Source organism: Streptomyces luteolifulvus (assembly GCF_008806595.1).
In the GTDB taxonomy this organism is placed as follows: domain Bacteria; phylum Actinomycetota; class Actinomycetes; order Streptomycetales; family Streptomycetaceae; genus Streptomyces; species Streptomyces luteolifulvus.
Genome location: NZ_VZRB01000037.1, coordinates 47,371 through 67,621, shown reverse-complemented (window position 1 = coordinate 67,621; position 20,251 = coordinate 47,371). Strand labels below are relative to the sequence as shown.

Sequence of the window (20,251 nt, the reverse complement as noted above, 5' to 3'; positions counted from 1 at the left end):
GTCGAAAGCAAGAACCTTGGAGTGGTCGCGTGGGCGATGGCTCAAGGGCTTTCATGGTCGGCTTCACTTCCCGTGGCGGACTCCTGGGCGCCCGGTTCCTCGACATGCGGATCGAGACTCAACCCCATCATTTCCGCCATGGCGCGGTCCCCCAACGAGGCCGCCGGGCCGGGCTTTTGGACCCCTTCGGGGGCACAGCTCTGATCTGGCTCAGTTTCCGCGGTCCGCTTGCCGCCGCGGTCCTCCTGGGCAGAAGCTGCGGGTGCCTGAGGCCGGCTGCTACTCGGTTCCTCAGGCTGCCTGGTCCCATGGGCCAGCGAGTCTGCCGGTGTCTCCGAGGTCCTGGGGCGGGCCAGCAAGTACTCCGCACCGCGCCGGTACAGCGTCACCGTACGCTCCGCGTTGTGCGAAACATGGGTCACAGCACTGCCGTCCTCCGAGACGACCCTGAGCTGGATCCGGTAGGCGGACGCGGCGATTTCGGCGGCCGTTCGGGCGGTCGCGTCGTCCCAGCGACGGGCCGTGCGGAGTTGTGTACGGACCAGTTCACGCGTCTGGCCCTGCGTCAGAGTCAGGTCGTCGGGCAGCCTGCCGCCGGCGAGCCGGAACCGCTCCGCCTGCGCTGCGGTGAGGCTGATTCGGGCGCGCGTCAACTCATCGTGGGTGAAGGGAGCGCCGCGGTCCAGCACGGCGGACGGAGGCAGCGCACGCCCGTGCACGAAGGCGATCGGGTCGCGGTCGCGGCCCGGGTGGAGGGCCGCGGCCAGTGCGGGCCAGAAGCCGTTGCCGCCGCCCGACGGCTCCACGAGGTCGTGGACGGTGCCGTCGGGGGCGGTCAGCGTGGTCCTACCGACCTCGGTGCCGTGGTGCCACACGTCGACGCCTGCGGGGTTCCACGGCGCCTTGTCGTGGGCGGGGCGCGGCGGCCCGGGATCTGCCTGCGGGGGCCGCTCGTTCTTCAACTGCGGGCCGGGCAACAGGGGCTGCCGGACCGGATTCCCCTCTGGGACCGCGAGCCGGTAGTGCCTGCCCTTCTGGCGCAGTACGACATGTGGGAGTTCCTCGTCCTCCGCGATCCCCGGAGGCGTGAAGTCCTGGAAGTCGCCGTCGCCACGTACGACCGTGATCCGTACCCCGAAGCTTCGCGCCGCCAGGGCCGGGAGGAGGTCGGCGGCGCCGTGGTCCCACCCGGCATCGTCCGCGGAGTCGCCGGGCCGGAGGATCTGGGACGCGGCGAGGGCGCCACGCTGGTCGGCGGACAGTACGGCGTGCAGGGGGATGTGGCCGGAATCGTCGAACTCGCGGCGTTCGGGGGAGTCCGGGTCGAGGACGATCCCGGCATGCGCCAATTCGGCCGCGGTGAAGGTGTCCTTGGTGTCCGGGGAGATGAAATCAAGCAGGTCCGCGTTGTCCGGGTGGCGCAGCTGGTCGGCGAGCCGCGTATGAAGCGCGGCCGCGATCTTTCTGCGATCGGGCAGCGTCGCCAGGTCGCCGAGGAGTGCCGGGCCGGCGTGGTGCAGCCCCTCTGCGAGGGCCTGGTAGAAGGCGTCGTCGGCGGGCCCGTCGCGCAGGACGTACACATCTCCGGTGGGTGAGGTGAGTGTCGTCGGGTCGCCTCCCTCGCCCGGGACCTCGGTGAAGCGCTGCCACTCGGGTGTGCGCTTCGCCGGCGGCGCGTTGAAGACGACGGGCGGCGGTTCGAGCAGGCCCGCACGCCGTTCCGGCTCGTCGGGACCGTGGGGCTCGGCGGGCAGCCGGTGCCAGCGGGTGAGCCGGTCGGCCGCGGCCCGTACCCGGTGGAAGTCGGCGGCCGCCCTCTCCGCCCTGCGCAGTTCGGCTTCCATGGCGCCGACCTCCAGGTGCAGTGCGCGGCGGGCCGCCTTCAGCGCGGCGGCGGCGTCGCGTACCGCCTGCCGGGCGATCGCCGTCTCGGCGGACTCGGGCAGTCCGGCATCCGGGGCCGCGCCGTGGCCCGGGTCCGACTGCCGGGTCCGGTCCGCCTCCTGCGCCTGTGTGAGCCGACGCTTGGCGGCGGTCAGGTCGCGCTTGCGGGCGTTGCGGTGATCGCGCAGCTCCGGCACGGCCCGGCGGTGGTCCCAGTACTTCTTGTCCGCGGCCACCCATGCGTCGCTCGCCCGGGTGGTCTTCCCCCACGCGTCCGCGACCCGGGCCGGGAACGTGTCGTCGCCGACGAGCCCCAGTTCCCGCGCGATGTCCTCCCGCACCCAGGCCATGACCTGTGTCCGCGTCTCCACGGCCTGCGGACCGGGCTTGATGTAGCCGAACGGTCCCAGGTGCCGGCCGAGCCAGGAGCCGATCGTGCTGTCCTTGAAGTGCCGGTCCACGTCCGCGACACCGAGCCAACTCGTGGGAATGGCGAACAGGAAGCTCCGGCCGGTCTTGCGTTTGACGTTCACCTGGGCGCCTTCGGCGAGGGCCAGCTTGCTGCCGTCGGTCTCGGCGGTGTTGACGCCGGTGGCCGACACCTGGGGGACGGCGGCACCCGCTGTGTTCGCGGCCAGGACCGGCTGTCCCCCCAGGGAGGAGTCCTGGACGCCACTGCGGGAGACCGAGGTGTCCCGGCTGTCGGTGTGCCGCTCGGCGCTGTCCATGGTGGTGTCCGGGGCCACCGCCAGCAGCCGGGCGCCCGAGAAGTCGGGCCTGGAGTAGAGCCGGTAGTCGCCCTGGGCGCCACCCGCGAAGGTGTCCTCGGTCAGCCCGGCCACCGCATGGCCGTCGGCGGTTGTGCTGTCCCTGAAGAAGGCGGCCAGCGCGGCGTCGTCGGTGCCGTCGTGCAGTGCGAGTGCGGAGGCCGTGCCCGGCAGGGTCAGCCCCGTGCGGCGGGCCTTGGCGACGGCGGCGTCCAACTGTTCGCCCTCCAGATCGCGCTGCCCGCCGGTGGCAGGGGCGACCGTGGTGCCGTATGCCTTGGCGACGGCGAGGTCCCCCGCCGCCCGCAGCATGTCCCGGCCGACGACTCGGCGGGCCATGAAGCCGTTGGCGGGCAGGCGGAAGGGGCGCTGCGTCCCGTCCGGGTGCGGTATCGAGCGCCAGGCGTCGACGGACTGCGGGGTGACGCTGCCCTGCTGCCAGACAGTCACGACGGGATCGGGAGCGTCCAGCACGGGGGTGCCGAGAGGATCGCCCGGATCGCTGTCCGCCCCGGGAACCGTCAGGCTCAGGGGCAGTTGCTCGCGCAGCCGGCCGACTTCGTCCTCGTGCCGGGCGACCGTACGGCCGTCGATTTCCAGCGTCAGCCGCAGCCGGTAGCGGGTGAGGTATTCGGCGTAGGGCTCATTGGCGACGAAGACATGGGTCTTCAGACGCGCGGTGGAGCGGCTCGTGGAGGTGCTCTGTGAGGCGCTGCCCGATTCGCTGTAGGCGGGACCCGCGGCCTTGGCGGTCTGGTCGCCGGTGCGCACCCCCTCCCCGACGTTCACCCCGAGCGCGCCGGTGCGGGTAGTGACCAGTGCCTCCTCGACGGTTTCGGTGGCGACCCGGTTGTCCGGCAGCGTGGCGCTGTGGTCGAAGCCGTCGAACTGCGGCTCGTCCGCGATCAGTTCCACCCGCAGGGATCCGGTCCGGCCCCCGATGCGCAGGTTTCGCCTGCCCCAGCGGCCGACCCGGGTACGGGTCGCGGTCCCGCCGGAGGACATCTGGTTGCGCAGGGCACGCACGGCGCGCGGGGTGACGAGGGAGTGGAGCCGGTCACGGCTCGCGTCGTCGATACCGAGGTCGTGGAGCTGCCGGTCGAAGTCGGCCAGCACCTTGGTGACGTCCAGCGAGTTGACCGGATACGAGCCGAACGGATTGTCCCGAAGCCACTTCGGCTGGCTCCAGACCCGGGCCGTGTAGCGAGGCACCTCCCCCAGCCCGTCCCTGATCAGACCCAGCCGGTGTGCGGCCTTCTCCGGGAGATGGCCGAGCCAGTCGGAGGCGAAGGTGAGCCGCCTGCCCGCCCAGGTGCTGCGGTACCAGGTGACGAGCGAGTGCAGGGGGGCGAGGACACCGTCCGGGCGCACCGAGACGACGATGTCGTGCCGGGTGTCACCCGCCACCAGCACCTTGTGGCCCTCCGCGTTTCGACCGATTCCCGAGGTCACGGTGCGGGTCACGGTGCGCGAGGCGGCGCGGGACCGGTCCAGGCGTCCCAGCACTCCGTACGAGCCGCCGAGTGAGGGCCCGAGGGGATGAGAGCGGGCGAGGGCACCGGTGCCGGCGACGGTGAAGGTCTGGGTCGTGGTGACCGCCCCGGAGGTTTGGAGGTCGCTGCCGACCGTCTGCTCCGTGTCGATCTTGACAGGCTTGGAGACGACGACGGGGTCAACCACCCGCATCCGGTGCACCAGAGCGCCCAGCCGGTTGAGGTAAGGCCCCTTCCCGAAGAGCCCGTTGATCCGCGAGCCCGCAGGTCCGGACGCCTGGTCGAAGCCGCCCGTGAGGTACTGCGGCTGGAACGGCCGCAGCGCGGCGTCGTGCGGCGCCGTCCCGATCTGAGCGAAGTGCCACGACCCGCCCGAGGCGTCCTTCATGACCGCCTCGACGGTGGTGGCGAGTTCCTTGTGCGCGCCCACACTGACGGTCTGGTACGGCTGGTCGCCGAACGGGTCCGGCACGTGGCCCGCGGACACCTCACGTGTGTCGCCGGTCGCCAGGGCTTTGGCCTGAGCCGGGTCCAGTGCCTCGTTCCTCGGCGGTACGGTCGCGGCAGGCGCCGCGTGCGGGTCGGTGTCCGGGGTGTGCTCGTCGGGTACGGAGAGCACCACTCGGCCCACCACCGGCTCCACGAGGAGGTCCGCCTCCGACTCCCGCCGTATCAGGAAGTGCGTACCCAGCAGTCCCAGCGAGCCGATGCCTCGCCACAGGCTGCGAGGCTGCATGTAACCACCGCTCCGTGCGGTCAATTCCAGCCGGTAGCTGTGCAGATGGGAGGGGCCGGTGCCGGCCGCCAGGGACTCGTACGAGACCGTGGCCCCGTAACCGGTCTTGCCGCCCTTCTGCCGGCCCCACTGCGGGCCGACCTGGACGGTGCCGATGTTCAAGGGCGCGCCGCTGTTGTCCTTTTGGGCGTCGCGCACCGACAAGCTGGCGTCGAAGCCGCCCTCCACCGTGCGGACCACATTCCGCTGGCCGTCCAGGCGTTCGGTGCCCGGGGCACTGCCTCGCAGGACGAGGTCGTTCTGGGTGCCCTCGTACCTCCGGTCGGACAGTTTGCCGTCGATCCAGATCCAGCGGTGGGTGCGGGTGAAGCGGCCGGGCTCGATGAGGCCGATCCTTATGCCTGTGGTGATGAGTGCCTCAAGATTGCCTGCGACGCTGTGCTGGGACAGGGTGTTGATGACGGTGAGGGTGTTGTGCAGCACCATGCTGTAGTGCTCGGCGTCCCGCCATCGCTTGTCGGAGGGGTTGCCCAGCTCGTCCAGCGGCGCGATCGTGCCCGGGTATCTGAGGGCGGCTGCCCGGATCACTTGGTCGGTGAAGGCGTCCAGCAGGGTGAGCGGACGGCCCGGGGCGTCGACGTCACCGACCGGGCGGACGGGATCACCGTCGTCGTATGTGAACGCCTCGGGCCGGCTCATACCCAGCACCGCAGGGCTGTCCTTGGTGAGATAGGCGGGGGCGAACGGTTCGTTGTGGTTGCGGCGGCGCAGGGTGGTGCCGTCGTCCCAGCCCGCGTGGCGGCGCGCCTCGGTGCGCGTCATGCGGTCCAGGCTCCATGTGGTGAACGGTGTCGCCTCCTTGTCGCCCGTCTTGCGCACATAGACGGTTTTGCGGACCAGGTAGAGATCCGTCGGGGCCTTCTTGGCCCGACCCACGATCTTGCGGCCGCCGGATCCGCCGAACACACTGCTGTGCGTCGTACTGCGCCCGTATTTGCCGGCGGCCCCGAACAGCGCGCGCAAGTTCGCGGCGGATCCGAAGATGCCCAGCAGGTCGAAGCTGGGGCCGACCGCGGCGTTGACCTCCTGGCTGTAGGTCTTGGACAGTGTCCGCTCGTTCTTGACGGTCTGCTGGATGGTGTTGTGGATCTCGGCGGCGTCCGTCTCGGTCAGCAGGGTCGCCTTCCCGGGCACCACCCGGTCCACGACGAACGCGCCCAGTGGGGAGCGCAAGCCGTCCTCGCCCGACAACGGGCGGCTGGTGACCTTGCCGTGCGCGAGCCGGTCGGCCATCCGGTGGAAGTTCTCCGACGTGAAGAACCCGGCGATCTCGTCGTACGCGGCGCTGCCCGGCTTGGCGCCCACCTGGGAGGCGGCCCACTCGCGGATCTCCTTGACCGGTCCGTAGCCCTCGGTGTGCACAAGCCGGTAGTCGGAGTGCGGACCGAGCGTCATCGTGCGGGGCGCCGGGCCCGGGTCGGCCGGGGTGGTCTCGCTGTCGGACAGCCGTACGGTCAGCCCGTTGCGGACCGCGAAGGTCAGGTGGGTCTCGCCGGGCGAGAACATCCTGGGCAGCCCCGAGGGAGCCAGGCCCGGCGGTGCTCCGCCCAGGGAGACCTCGTACTGCACATCGTCCAGGTGCAGATGGGAGTCGTCGGTCATACGGGTCTCGGCCTGGCTGAGCGTCTGGTCCTGCATGCCGTACTCGAAACCACGGTTGAGGGCGAAGGCACCGCCGACGCGCCCGTACGCCGCCACTCCGGACGGCGGTCCGACGGCGAGGGAAGGGGCCACCTTGAACGTCGTGCTCACGCTCTTGGCCGCACCGCTGGTGACCTGGCTGCTCTGGGCCTCGTCCACCTTCACGGGGGTGCCGTGGGCGTCGGTGAACCGTTCCCAGTTGCCGTGCGGCCGAGTCCTCACCCGCAGCAGCCTCACCCTGCCCTGCGCGTCCCGGAACGGCGGGGACTCGTAGCCCTCGCCGCGGAACACCCATGGCGTGTTGCGCAGCGCCCGTTCCAGATGGGCCAGCGGATCGTTCGGACCGGAGTCCGCCGATCTTGCGAAACCCATCCGGTCGCCGATCTCGCGTAGCACCTCCTCGATGCCGCGCAGGCTGACCTGGCTGTGACCGTAGCTGCCGGCCTGGGCCTCTTCGGTGCCGTCACCGGTGAGATAGACGGGCAGGCGGCTGCCGTCGCTGAAGACAACCGGCCCCCCGGCGCTTGGCGGAGGGACCAGCGAACGGTCCAGGCGGGCCGGGCGGTGGGTGTCGAGCTGCGCCTCGAGCGGCGCCATCGAGGTGTCGGACGGCGTGGCCTTGCCGGTCTTGGTGCCGGAAGAGCCGTCCTTTGCGGGAGGCGCTGGCTGCGCACGGGGGGCGGAGGAATCCGCAGCCGCGGTGAGCGCGACAGCGGAGTAGTGATCGGTGCCGTTGTAGTGGACGTACACCGGGCCGGGGGCACCCTCGGCCAGGTGGTGGTCCCGGGCACCGTCCTGGACCACCACCACGTCCAGACCGATGCTCCGGGCGATCGCCGGCAGTGCCCGGTCGAAGAACGGGGTTCCCCACAGCCGTACGTCGCGGATCGACCGCTCGACCAGGTCACCGGTCGTCGCTGCCCCCATGAACTCGGACAGGGGCGGGGCCGTGTTCGCCCAGCGCGGGTAGGCGGTCTCCAGAAGCCGCTGCCAGTACCCCTGCGCCGTAATGCCGCCGCTGCGCAACTCGGCGGCCAGCCGGGTGCGCAGAAGGTCACCGTAATGCTGGTCGGCCAGCCGCGCCCGCCGTGCTGCGGGGGCAGCATCGATCCGGGCCGGCTGGGCGGGTGTGAGTCCGGGCAGCGGCACCCCGCCCAGGACGTGCCGCAGCGTTTCGGTGTCCAGGTCTCCCAGGAGGACCTCCAGCGGATCCATCCGCATGGGCTCCTCGTCCCGCAGGCCGGATCCGGCGAACCAGTCCGACGCGTGAGCCCTGAGCTGACGGACCGTCATGAACGATACGTCGGACTCCGGACGCTGGCGAGCGGCGCTTGCCAGCAGCGAGGTGAAGAAGCAGTCGCCGTCGCCCGCCACCTGCAGCACGTCCAGTCCGGGCCGGCCGTCGGCCGGGAGGAGGTGCCGCGTCACCGCCCGCTTCGCGGTGGCCTCGGGCGATCTGTCGATGCCACGGTCCCGTCCCGCGAGCGGGTGCAGATCGCTGGCAGAACTGTCCACCGCAGAAGCCGGCGGCATGTCGAAGGGCACCTGCGGCTCTTGCTGGAGGTCGGTCGCCCTGCCTTTCCCCTTGTCCTGCGAGGTCCCGGACGGTTCGGGAGTGGAAGCCTGTTGTTGTCGGGTGGCGATCTGGAGCGCATCCCTGTCCCGCTCCGCCGGCTCGCGAGCAGGAGCGGTCACCGGCTGGTCGGCCTGAGACGGCTTCCTCCGCAGGTCCGTGGCACCCATCCGGGAACCGGTGGCCTTCCCGGACTCATCGGTGTCGCTCGCCGTGTCGCTGGCGCCGGCCTGGCCGTGGAAGTCGCTCCGCGACGGGGGCGGATCGGATTGCTCCGCGGGGACCGCTTCGGGGCCCCGTTGCGGCGGAGTCTGCCCAGGGCTGGCAGCGGGGGTGGTCGTGCCTTGCGCCGGTGTGGGGGCGGTTGTGGGCGCGGTTGTGGGGGGTGCGGGGGTGTGGGGCTGGGGCAGGTGGGTGCCTTCGACCTGGTCCCAGAACGCCCGGTAGCCCTCGTACGGATCGCTCTCCGCCCGCGTACGGTGCACCGGGTTCGGCAGATCCGCGTTCTCGAGGGCATCCCGGTCATGGACCGGTGCCTGCCGTGTCGTGGTCTCCGAGCCCTCGGCGGGCTCGGTCACCGGTACGGAGACCGAATCAGGCGCCCGCTCTTGTAGGGCCTCTGTGTCCAGCACCGCGCTGGTGGGCCGCACGGTATCGGCAAGCGTGTCGCCCGGCTCCGCGCCACGCTGACTGGTCGCAGACGCCGGAACCCCCTCCTGGGTCAGCGCCTCCTCCACGGAAAGACGGGAACTCCCGGCAGCCTGTCGCGCCTGTCCCGCCTGACGGCTGCCGTCTTCGTGCCGGGAGCCGCCCCTTCCCGGGAAGTAGTCGCCCTTCAAGAGGAAATTGGCCACCAGGCCCGCACGACGTGACAACGGCTGCGAATCCCACGACGAGCTCAGCCCATCGAACGCCTCCCGCACCCGGCTGGCGAATTCGGGCTCGTCCACGACTGCAGCAGAGCCGGCGGCACCAGCCAACTGCTCCAGCTCACGCCGGACCAGCTCCTCGAAGTGCGGTTGGCCTGCAGATCCCGACTCGTGATGCGCGCTGCCCCCCAGGCCGTGGAAGTACGTTCCGCCCAGGAGTTGGTCATCCACCTGATTCCCACGCCGATGCACACTCGTCCGCCCCGTGTGGTCACTCGGGGCAGTCTCGCGCTCGGGCTCAGCCTGAGGTGTTGGGCGGGCGGCTCGGAGCGCCTTGTTCAATCGCAAAACGCGTGCGACATCACCCGCCTTTATGGCATTGTCCAGCTCCCGCTCAAGGACCCCCACCCTGTCATCGTCGACGAAGACCGGCATGATCCGCGGTGAATCGACGCCGGCATCCGGACCGGCGTCACCCATGACCTGCGCCGACTGCGCCGTCGTGCCTGAGCGCCGCGGAACGCGCAAGGTCCCGTAGCGGGTTCCCAGCTCGTGGGACAGCTCGGTCGCAGCAACTTCGCCGTGTCTGACATAAACCGACGCCACCATGAAGGCGAACCGCCTGAGCAGTTCCAACTGCTTGAGCTGCAGCGGTGTCTCATCGCCTGCAATCAAAGGCCGTTGGTGGTCGAAAGCCACCCGATTGCTGGACCACGACATGACATGCTCGTACTGCTCCAGCGGGACATTTTGCTGGTTCCGCAAGAATGCATCCGCCGCACGGTACGCTGCATCGTCCTGACGCGTTATATGGACCCGCGCAGCAGGATTGTCAGCCCAATCCCTGGCTCCCTCGCGCTGCATCGCCCGGGCAAGGCGGTACGGAGACGCTACCCAAAGGTCCGCCACCGAGCTGCCGAGCGCCGCAGAAACAAACCGTTGAGCGAACCGGACACAGTTGTAACGCCAGAGGTTGTAGACGGTGTCGAAGTTGTTCAACGCATACCGGTACGCATCGAACAACTGCGCGGCCGTAATCCGGTAAACACCCAGCACCTGGAAGTGCAGCGCCAACGGATATTCGCTGTCATCGACGATTTGGCCTGGCTGGGTAAGCATGTTCGACTCCGGCTGCGGATAGAACCCCAGCGCCACAGGGGCCGGTCTACCCGGCAGCCACACCGCCACCGCAGCATGCCCCACGTCAGGGTCGTGCGCGAACTCCCGCCAGGTCCTGCTACCTGGATTCGCGATGATCGCGACCTCGATGTTCTCAGCAGGATCATGCAGCGAATTCTCCACATGCTCCCGCAGGGGCCGGATCATGCGCACGAACCGCGCGAGACCATCCAGTTCGTCGGTCTCGTCCTCCAGCCCGGCACGAATGTCCACCGAATCGTCGTCGTCTTCGAGCCCGCTCCGCAAAGGCGGCTCCGTCTCGCCACCGGCCACATCATCGACCGGACCGCTGTCCCCCACGCCGGCATTCACCGGCGGCACCGTCGTGCCAGTGAGCCGCGGGACCCGCAACGTCCCGTAGCGGGTGCCCAGCTCGTGGGACAACTCGGCTGCGGCGTCCTCGCCCCGCGCGACATGAGTCCACGCGACCAACAAGGTGAACCGATCCAGCAGCTTCAACTGCTCGTTCTGCACTGGCGTCGGAGCACCCACAATCAAAGGACGCTGGTGGTCGAAAACCACCCGATAACGCGCCCACGACACAGCTTGCCTGAACTGCTGCCGCGTGAGATTCACCGGGTCCGCGAAAAACGCGCCCGCCGCGCCGTGCGCAGCCTCGTCCTCAGCCGTCAGTTCGATCCGCGGAGCAAGACTGTCAGCCCAGTCCCAATTCCAGTCACGCGTCATCGCCTCGACAACTTGACGCGAGTCCGTCCCTCGGTGCACCCATTCCCGCTGCAGTGCCTCGGATACAAACGTTCCAGAAAACCCGAGACCATCAGAGCCCACCAGATCATCGCCAGATTGAAAACTTCTCTCTGCATACTCGTAAGCAACCTCCAACTGCGCCGCTGTGACCCGATGCACGGTCAGCACACGGACATCAGGTCGCAGAAGAGAATCGCTCGCGTCCACAGTCAGGCTGTTTGGGTCGTTCGCGTCAGGCCCCATCGTCACGGGCTTCGACAAGCCGGGCGGCAGAACAGCGACAAGGACACGGCCGCCGGGATGTGCGACCAGGGCCAACTCGACATCCGGGACACGACTGCCGGAGGCCGCCTGAATGTGCTCCAGCAACGGCCGCGTTGCCTCCGCGAACCAGGTCTTCTGCGCCGCCTCCGCTGGATCCGGCGGAGGCGGCGGAGGCGGCGGAGGCGGCGGAGGCGGCGGAGGCGGCGGAGGCGGCGGAGGCGGAGTGGAATGATCCGAGGGGACTGCTGCGGGCCCCGGCAGCGGCAAATCCTTGTTCCGGTCCGGCAGCGGCGGCAGGTCCTCGTTCCGGTCCGGTCCGGAAAGCTCCGGCAGCGCCGTCTCAAGCCCGCCCAGCAGCTCGGCCGCCGGGGGTTTGGCATGGCTGCTCGCCAGGCCCGTCACATCCTGCTGCGCTACCCGCCCCGCCTGGAGTTCCGGGTCGGCCAGAGGGCGCTCCGGAGTTCCGGAGGGTGCCTGATCGGAAGGGCTCACCTGGGCTTCTGTGAACGGCTGTTCACCATGTCCCGGGTTCATGTGGCCCTCGGTCACGGTCGTCGTGGCAGGCGGTGTCGTCTCGGTCTTGACCTGGTGCGGCAGCAGGAGACCGTAGCCCTCCTTGGTGAGGTGGAGGTCGTCGCCCTCCCACATCACCAGGCCCGCATCCCTCAGGGCCTTGTACGCCTTGTCGAAGGCGTTCCTGCCGAGGCCGACCGCCGCGTTGGTCTTGTCGCCCTTCTTGGGGTCGTCAAGCGGCCGGGACCCGCCCGCGTTGGCGAGCACCCGGGCCATCTTCTTCATCTGGTTGGTGGCCTGCGGCACCGCTGCGCTCAGCGCGTCCTCCACGGGTTGCGGCAGCTTCTTCTCCAGGTCTGCCATCAGGGGAGCGGATGTGCCGGCGCCCGCCGTCGAGGCACTGGCCCCCGGAGTATCGGTCGCGGCCCGCCTGGGCCGCGGCTTCGGATCGCTCAGCCGCGTCGTGATGTCGTCCAGAAGTTTCCTGCGCTCGTCGAGCAGGGTCTGTGCCAGCTCCTTGCGGTCGCCGATCGCGGAGGTGTGGAACTCCAGCGTCAGGTCGACCGACTGCTGGGCGTGCAGCTGTGCCTTCCTGAGGTGATAGCCGACGGACTTCTTGGCGTTGTCCGCCTGGCGCACCCGGTCGGACGCCTCGTCGAACTGCTTGCCCGCGGCCCGCGCGCCCGGGTCGACCGTGCCGTCGGGCAGATATCGCCCGTCGCCGTTCTCGTTGACGACCTTGACCGGCATCGGCCACTCGGTACGGACATGGCTCGCGACCGGATTGATGGGCAGCCCGGAGCCGAACTTCGCCTCGGGGCGGTAGAGCTTGGAGACGACCGAGCCCAGCGCCTGAGGATTGTCGAGGTCGCCGGCGAGCTTGTAGACGGCGGTCTTGAAGTCGCCGCCGATCCGGGCGACTTCGCGCACCACCGACAGGGCGAGCGCCTCCCGCGCATGCTCGCCGTGGAAGACTTCCTGCTCGAAGGAGACGTTCCGGATGCTGCCGTCCGAATACTTGTAAGTCCAGCGGGCACGCTTGCCCACCTCGTCGAACCCATCGTCGTACGTGGCGCTGCGGACCGTCTCCCCTTCGTGGTCCAGCTGGCGCATCGTCTTGCGGTCCAGCGGGTGCAGCTGGTCGTGCAGCGAGACCCAACCGCCCTTCTCCTCCAGCACCTTGGCGTCGAAGATCAGCGTGGTCGGACCATAGCGGGAGGCCATCGCCTCGTCGCCGACCTCCATACGGAAGAAGACGAAGTCGTCGTTGCCCAGGTTGGAGGTGTTCTTCACCGAACTCTTGCCGGAAGCGAGGAACCTGACGCCCCGGCGGGCCAGGTCGCCCTGGGAGGACATCACACCGCTGTTGGCGATGGCGTGGTAGGCGGGGGTCGCGTGCTTGATGCGGTACGGCAGGTTCGCCAGCCGGTCCCGCAGGGTCACGAACGCCTCCTGTTCCGCCGGAGACATGCCGTTCAGGAGCGTGCCGACCTCCTTGCGCAGATTCTTGATGTTCTCCTCGGACAGCTTGCGTACGAAGGAGATCTGCTCGGCCTGCGACATCTTGTCGAAGTCCGCGGCCACCGCCTTCCACTGGCCCTCCTCGCCGGGGAGGACTGCCTTCCACTGCTGTCCGGTGGGCACCTCGGCGAACGCCTTGTCGGTGCGATAGCGCCGTGCGACACCGGCGAGTCGGCGAACGTCGGCCACGGAGGCCTTGGTGCCCCGGAAGCCCTTGAGCACGATGGGAGTGCTCGGTTCCGCGACCTGGGCGGCCTCGTCGACCCGTTTGGCGAGCTGCCGGGCGACGACGGCGACTGGGGCGTGCTGGTTGCGCAGGGTGTACGTGCCGCCGAACCGGGCGGCGTCTTTGACGAAGCCCTGCAGCATCGCGTCGAGCTCGTCGGCGGACCGGATGAGGTCGCCCGCCAGGCTGCGGAGTTCCTCCGGGGTCTTCTCACCCGTCTTCACCAGGGCTTCGAGTTCCTGGGCTTTTTGTTGCACATCGTGTGACCGGACATCGATCTCCTCGCCGGTCCAGATGACCTGGTCCGGACGGCCGGAACCATCGGTCAGGCCGCGGGTCTGTTCGTTCAGCTTCCGTGCGTGCTCCTGCAGAGTCCGGGCCCGCTCGATGTCGCCGGCGCCTGCGAACTGGTCGACCAGCTGGTTCAGTTCGCGCTGGGACAGGTGGCCGGTGGTGACGTCGCGGCGCAGGGCGTCGTCCAGCGCGGTGGCGGCATCCGTCACCCGCCGCTCGGCCGCCTTCATGTCGGCCTCCGCCGCCGTGATGGCCCCCTCGGACTTGCCCACCTGGGATCGGCTGGCCTCCAGCCGCTGGAGGTCGCGCAAGGCCTGGGTGTGTTCGGCCAGGGTCTCGTCCAGCCGCTTGGGCGGCGCTGCGGCGGCGGTCGTCTCCGTCGTGCCGTGAGCGGCCGTGGGGGGCGAGGTCTGGGAGGCGGCGGCCGGGGGCGGGGCCGGCTGCTCGTTGTCCGGCCGGTGTGACTCCTCGGTCTCCTGAATTCCGTCATCCGGGAGGGCCGAATGCGACGCGGAGTCGGCGGGCACGCTCGCGAGGTGCGGACCCGCGGAGGATGCCGCCTGTCGCAGCTCGTCCACACCCCGCTCATCGGGAATCGCCGGCATCGACGCGTGCTCGTCGGACGCCTCCCTACTGGGATGCGCTCGCTCAAGGGGGGCCGTCACCTCCGCCAGATCCGGCGGAGGCGGAGCGGAATGATCCGCGGAGACCGCTTCGGATCCCAGTGGTGAAGGCGATGGCTGGCCGGGGGTCGCGTCGGGGCTGGTCGTGCCTTGCGCCCGTGTGGGGGAGGTTGTGGGGGGTGCCGGGGTGTGGGGCTCGGGCCGGTGGGTGCCCTCGACCTGGTCCCAGAACGCCCGGTAGCCCTCGTACAGGTCGTTCTCCGCCTGCGTACGGTTTACCGGGTTCGCCTGGCCGGGATGGACCGCCTGCGGGTCCGGACCGTACAGCCGCTCCATGATCGGCAGCAACGCCGGCTCGTGCGCCCGCACCCAGTCCGCCCCGTTGTTGCGCCGCCGGCCGGTGTACGGGTCGGTGCCCGCGTTCGTCCCCAGGTACGCGTTGGTCACCTGCGCGAAGTACTCCAACTCGTCCCTGGAGGCGTAGTTGTCGACCTCGTTGCCCAGGGTGTCCCGGCGCGGCCCGTCGGCCCACTGCGCATCCGGACCCTGGTAACGCTTCGCCAGGTACGCGTCCGCGACCACCTTCTTGTCCGCATCACTCAGCCCGTGCTGGTGGATCGTGTGCGCGAACTCGTGCGTCGTCGTGGAGTACCCGTCCGCATAATGCGGCGACGAACCCACGCTGGTGTGCTCACCCAGCAGGTTCTCCTCCGTCACCGCGGTCTGCCGGCCACCCGAACCCCGCACCCCGTCCCAGGACCGGCCACCACCCGACGCCCCACCCGCCGTGCCGCCCGCCAGATACCGGAACGGGTCCAGCGACGTCATCGCCTCGTCCTTGGGCACCACCACCACCCGCGAACCACCCTTCAGCAGCCTCGCCGCCACCTCCGGATCACCCAGCATCCGCTCTACCTGCGCCCGCACCTCATGCCGCGCCGACACCGGACGATCCACACCCGACGGCACCCGCACCATCAACCACGCAGCCACACCAGCGAACTCCGACGCCGGCAACCCGGCCCGCAACCCATCCACCAGCACCGCATCCGACGCCAACCGCTCACGATCCGCCGACGACAACAGCTCCAGCGCCGACGCCCGCTCATCCGCCGACATCCCCGGCAACCGCCCCGCCAGATCCACCAACGGATCACCCGACGAGGACACCACAACCGGCGACACTCCCTGCGGCCCGCCGTGCGACACCGATGACGCACCGATTAGGCTCAGTTGGTGTGGCGTCGACACCACGCCATGTGTGCTGGATCCGGCTTGCCCGGAGGCCAGGTCCTCCAGTTCCGGGCCCGGGGGCGGGGGCGACGTTGGGGCCGGGGCCGTGGGCTCGCCCGGCAGGGTGCCCACGTCTGGGGTGGACATCCAGGAGTCTGCCTCGGCTTGCAGGTCATCGATCCAGGTGGCCCAGGTGCCTTCGAAGCTACGGAGGATTCCCTCGGCGGTTGTCACGCGGCGGGCGACCTCGCCTTTGAGGTTTTCTGCGCTTGTACGGGTGAGGTACCAGATCGACTGGGATGCCGCACTATTGCCTTTGTCCTTGGCCTTTGCTATGTGCAACCGGGCCATGTCGCCAAGCACCACGCGACTCCGTTGGAAATTGCGCGCGGCAGTGGCGAGGAGAGCGAAAGTTTCACGCACGCTTCCCTGGTGAGGCGAATCTGCATTTGTTATCTCCGCAAGCTTCTTGACCTCACCTTCCAGCTGGCTTGCGAGGAGGTTCTTGAAACTCTCCCATATGTCACGCTCATCCTTCCAGAGGTTACTTCCGGGAACCTTTATCCGGGCGAGATCCTGGCGAAGTGTGCCGAGATAGTAGTTCACCATTCCGCGGTAGATCCGGGCGGTGTTGACGGCTTCCTTCCCCGGATTCGCGATCAAAGGCCGGGAGTAGACCTTTGTTTGCAACACATCGGCCATGGAGAAGTTGTTCACGACGTTATCCTGGCTGATGAACTGCCAGTTCCCGTCGGGGTGGTCACGCCAGAGGAAGTTGACTGCTTCAGGCAGTCCCGCAGGAGCCGGCGTCATGTATTCGTCGTCGCCGAACCAGTCGATCGGGCGGTTGTGCCGACGGAAGCTGGAGGCTGCCTGGATGTTGGAGGTAGGGGATTGGAAGTGCCATGCGGTGAAAATTTCGTCGGTCACGTCAGTCACGGCGAACGCGCAACCGTTCATGGTGTCCGTGAAAACGAAATCGGGATTGAAGTTGCTGTTGTCCCGGTTTCGGTGGACCCGTGTGTGGCCCACATCCTGCTGCATGTCACTCGGGCGGCCAGTCTTGTATTGGACGTAGCCGGCCTCGATGTAACGGGGCGCATTCACGAGCGGAAGCTTGTTACGCAAATCGTCAAAGAACCCGTGAGCCTCTTGCGGTACCCGATCGGGCTGCGCGGCTGCGTATTCGGCGTACTTTTCCAGGGCTGGTGTGAGATAGAAAGCGTTACGTTGCCGGTGGCACCCCTGACGGCGTGGGTCCACGACCAAGGTGAACCAGTGCTGCTCGAAGTGCGGCATCAGGTGTTTTACGAAACGGCCGGCTTGCTCACCCGACAAACCAGTCGTGCGCGCCCTGATGCCGTCCACAAAATCAGCGGACAAAAGGAAATGATGTGCGAAAACAACCGGGTCGCCGATAAACTGGCCCACCGCATCGTCCAGCGACATTCCGACAGGCGCCTGGGGCATCTGGGTGGACAGCAGTGTCGAGGCATCGGCGGGACGCGAGGTTCCGACGAAGCCGACGCCGCCGAGCGGGGCATGCTCTGCCGGGAACTCGCCCGCCTCGACCTGCCGTTGCAGCGGGAATCCGGGGATGCCGTCCGTGGTCGGCAGGAAGGACACCGCGCCGGCCGGCACCGGAGCCAGGGCACCCGTCTGCCCGTCCAGGAACACCACACCGTTGTGATCGCGCGTCACATTGATCACATGGGCGATCCCACCGTTGCCGTCCTCGACCACCACCATGCCCCGCGCACCCAGCGGTGCCCCGGACATCGCCTCCACCACGGCCGCCGGACCATCCACCGGATCCGGATCCCGGTCCAGGTAACGCGTCAGATAGTTCCGCAGGCCGTCAACCTCACCCTCCGGCCGACCACGAGAACCCAATTCCGAAGGAGGCGCCTGATGCGGTACACCATCCGCCAACGACATGTCTACGACAATGGCCGCCAACACACAGTTGGTCGCGAACTCGCCGCCCTGCCCCCGCAACGGGTTGATCTGGGACAGCCACGCGTATCCGGAGCGCACCACCGGATCAGGCTCATCAGCGGACACCACCCGCACACCCGAAGCAGTCTGCGTGAAGGTCAGCGCTGCCGCGGCGTCGGGAAACAGATCCGGGCGGCGCAACACCAGCCGGGCGGTGTCCAGCGCGCTCAGCCGCAGCTCCCCCACCGGCAGGTCACCGCTCAGTTCCCAGGCGACGTCGAGCCCGGGCTCATGGCACAGGCCCGTCACATCCTGGCGCGCCACCCGCCCCGTCTGGACCTCCGGAGCGGTCAGCAGCGCTGTCATCTCGGGAGTGAGGTCCTGATCGGTCACATTGTGTTCGGTCAGGGGGCCCTTCGGAGGCCCGGAGCGTGCCTGATGGGACCCTGCCGGTACCGCAGTGAGTACGCCGGAGTCGGTGCCGGCGCCGGTCCCGGCGCCGTGGATTGCAGTGGCCGGGTCCTCGGTCCGGGCGGGGCCCGTGTTCGACGAGGTCGTGATCGGCGTCGACAACGACGTGTCCGGGGCACTGTCGGGAGCGGAAGACGGCTCGGGGGTGTTCGTGGCATCCCGGTTCCCCGAGGTCGCGTCGGCGGAGGGTTCCGGAGGTGGGGGCGCCGTGTCCGCAGTGCCGGTACGGCCGAGTCGGGGGCTTTGAGTGTCCGAGGTTGGAGCGGCGGGCGGGGCTGGCGTGCCGGGGCTTGGCGTGGCACCGGCGGCCGGTGCCGAGACGGTGGGTGGGGCCGAGGCGAGGCCGAGGCCGATCGGTGCGGCGAAGGTGTCCTGGCCGGTGTCCCGCGCGCCGCTGTCCTGGCTCCCCGGGGCGGTCGTCCCGGTGTCCGGTGTCGTCGCAGGCGTCGGCAGGGCGCCGACCGTGTCGGCGGCGAGCAGGTCCGAGCCGGGAGTCGGGGCGTGCGTCGCGTCGGGGGTGCCATCCTCCGTGTCCGGAGCGTTGGTGTTGGTGTTCGTGTCGGTTCCGGTGACGGCGTTGCGGTTGCCGGTGTCGCCCGCGAGGGCCGGATTGCCGTCGCCCTGGGCACCCGGTGTCTGCGTGGGGGTGCTGGGGGAAGCCGTGGCGCCGTTGGCCCCTGACGGCGGAACCTGGTGCAGGTCGGCGCCGGGCGGGCTGCCGGGCCCTGACCGCATGAGTGGTGCGCCGGGCGGCGGCAATGCGCTGATGGACGGCGCGCCTTCCGGGTCGTTCCCGGACATCTCTTCCTCGAGGTCCGAGGTATTGCCGGTGGCGGGGCTGTGGCTGCCCGTGTCCCGGCTCTGGGTCGGCACGGAGGCGCCGGGCCCGTTGCCGGTGTCTGCACCGGTCGTATCAAAGGGCCGGCCGTTCGGGTAAGCCGCCCCGGGGTTCGAAGCGTCCCTCTGGCTGTCCAGGGCCGGGACGGTGATCCCGTTCGACTCCGCGGTCGGGGCGTCGGTGACCGTCGGGTTCCTGCCGACGGTGTTGATGCCGCGCGGCCCACCCGCGGCTGAGCCGCCTCCCCCGGCAACGCCGCCAGTTCCGCTGGGCGAACCTTCGCCGGTGTTGCTGGCGCCGCGAACACCGTCACCATCGCCGCCACCGGCTTGGGGTGCCGGGAAGCCGGCGTCGAATCCGCCTTGGTCACGGAAGGACTCGCCCACGTTCACCGCACCGGCATTGAGACTGCCTTCGTTCACGGAACTGATGCCCGCGCCCACGAACGTGTCCCAATTCCACTGCCACTTGCCGTCGAAGAGCCCGTTGACGACCACTTCGGACGCAGCCTCGGAGAGCCCCGCGACGGCGAACGTCCCGGCGTCACCAGCGAGTGCGTCACCCGTCCTCGACAGGAAGGAAAGCGGTTCTGTCTTGGCCCCGATGCCCTTCGCAGCGTCCCCGCCGACGCCGATGCCGGCCCTACTCCCCAAGCCGGTGCTGTGGTTGTTGAAAACGCCGTCCCCGAATGCGCTGTTGTTCTTGAAACCCTTCGTGAAGGCGTTTCCAATCTGGGAACCTACACCTGACAGAATACCGCCGAACAGCCCGTTAAACGCGCCGAAGGCAGCTGCCTTGAAGACGTTCAACCAGTCGACGCCGTCGGGGCGCCGCCCATCCGGACCGAAGCTCATCATCGCCAGGCGGACGATCAGCTCCATGAACGCCTCACTGACCGCACCGGTCAGGATCCCCATCAAGGAGCCCGTATGCATGAACAGCGCGTCCAGGATGGTGAGAATGAGGACCGTGCTCCGCGCCCGTGAGACGGCCATGCCGCCTACAGCGGTGCCGCCGCTGAACGCTGACAGAATCAACGTCACCATAAGCTCGATGAGCAGGCGGATGAGTTCCGCGATGATCTGCCACTTGGACTCGATGATGTTCGAGGATGTTACTGCCCGGCCTTCGGCGATCTGGTCCAACTGGTCGGCGAACGCCTTGAGGTGGTTGGTTCCGCCGTCGTCGTAGAACGACCGTATCGCCTTGAGGTAGTTCTGGCCCACAGCCGGGGGCAGTGCTCGTGCCGAGTTCAGCCCCGACTGCTCAATGAGGTCCGACAGATCCCTGAGCCGGCGGGCCATCCCCGCGTAGGCGAGCCGGCTCTCGTACGCCATGTCCTCGTTCGCCTGAAGAAGCTTCTCGCCGATCAATGCGAAGAGAAGGGCGTCGAGTTGGGGCGTACTCTGGATTGCCATGT

At 69.0% G+C, this 20,251-nt stretch carries 1 protein-coding gene; it reads right to left on the bottom strand.

The features are described 5' to 3' along the window. Positions 1–41: 41 nt before the first annotated feature. On the bottom strand, positions 42–20,249 hold the full coding sequence (locus F7R91_RS34575; RefSeq protein WP_150956281.1) for a toxin glutamine deamidase domain-containing protein: 20,208 nt from the start codon (positions 20,247–20,249) through the stop codon (positions 42–44). Positions 20,250–20,251 lie beyond the last annotated feature (2 nt).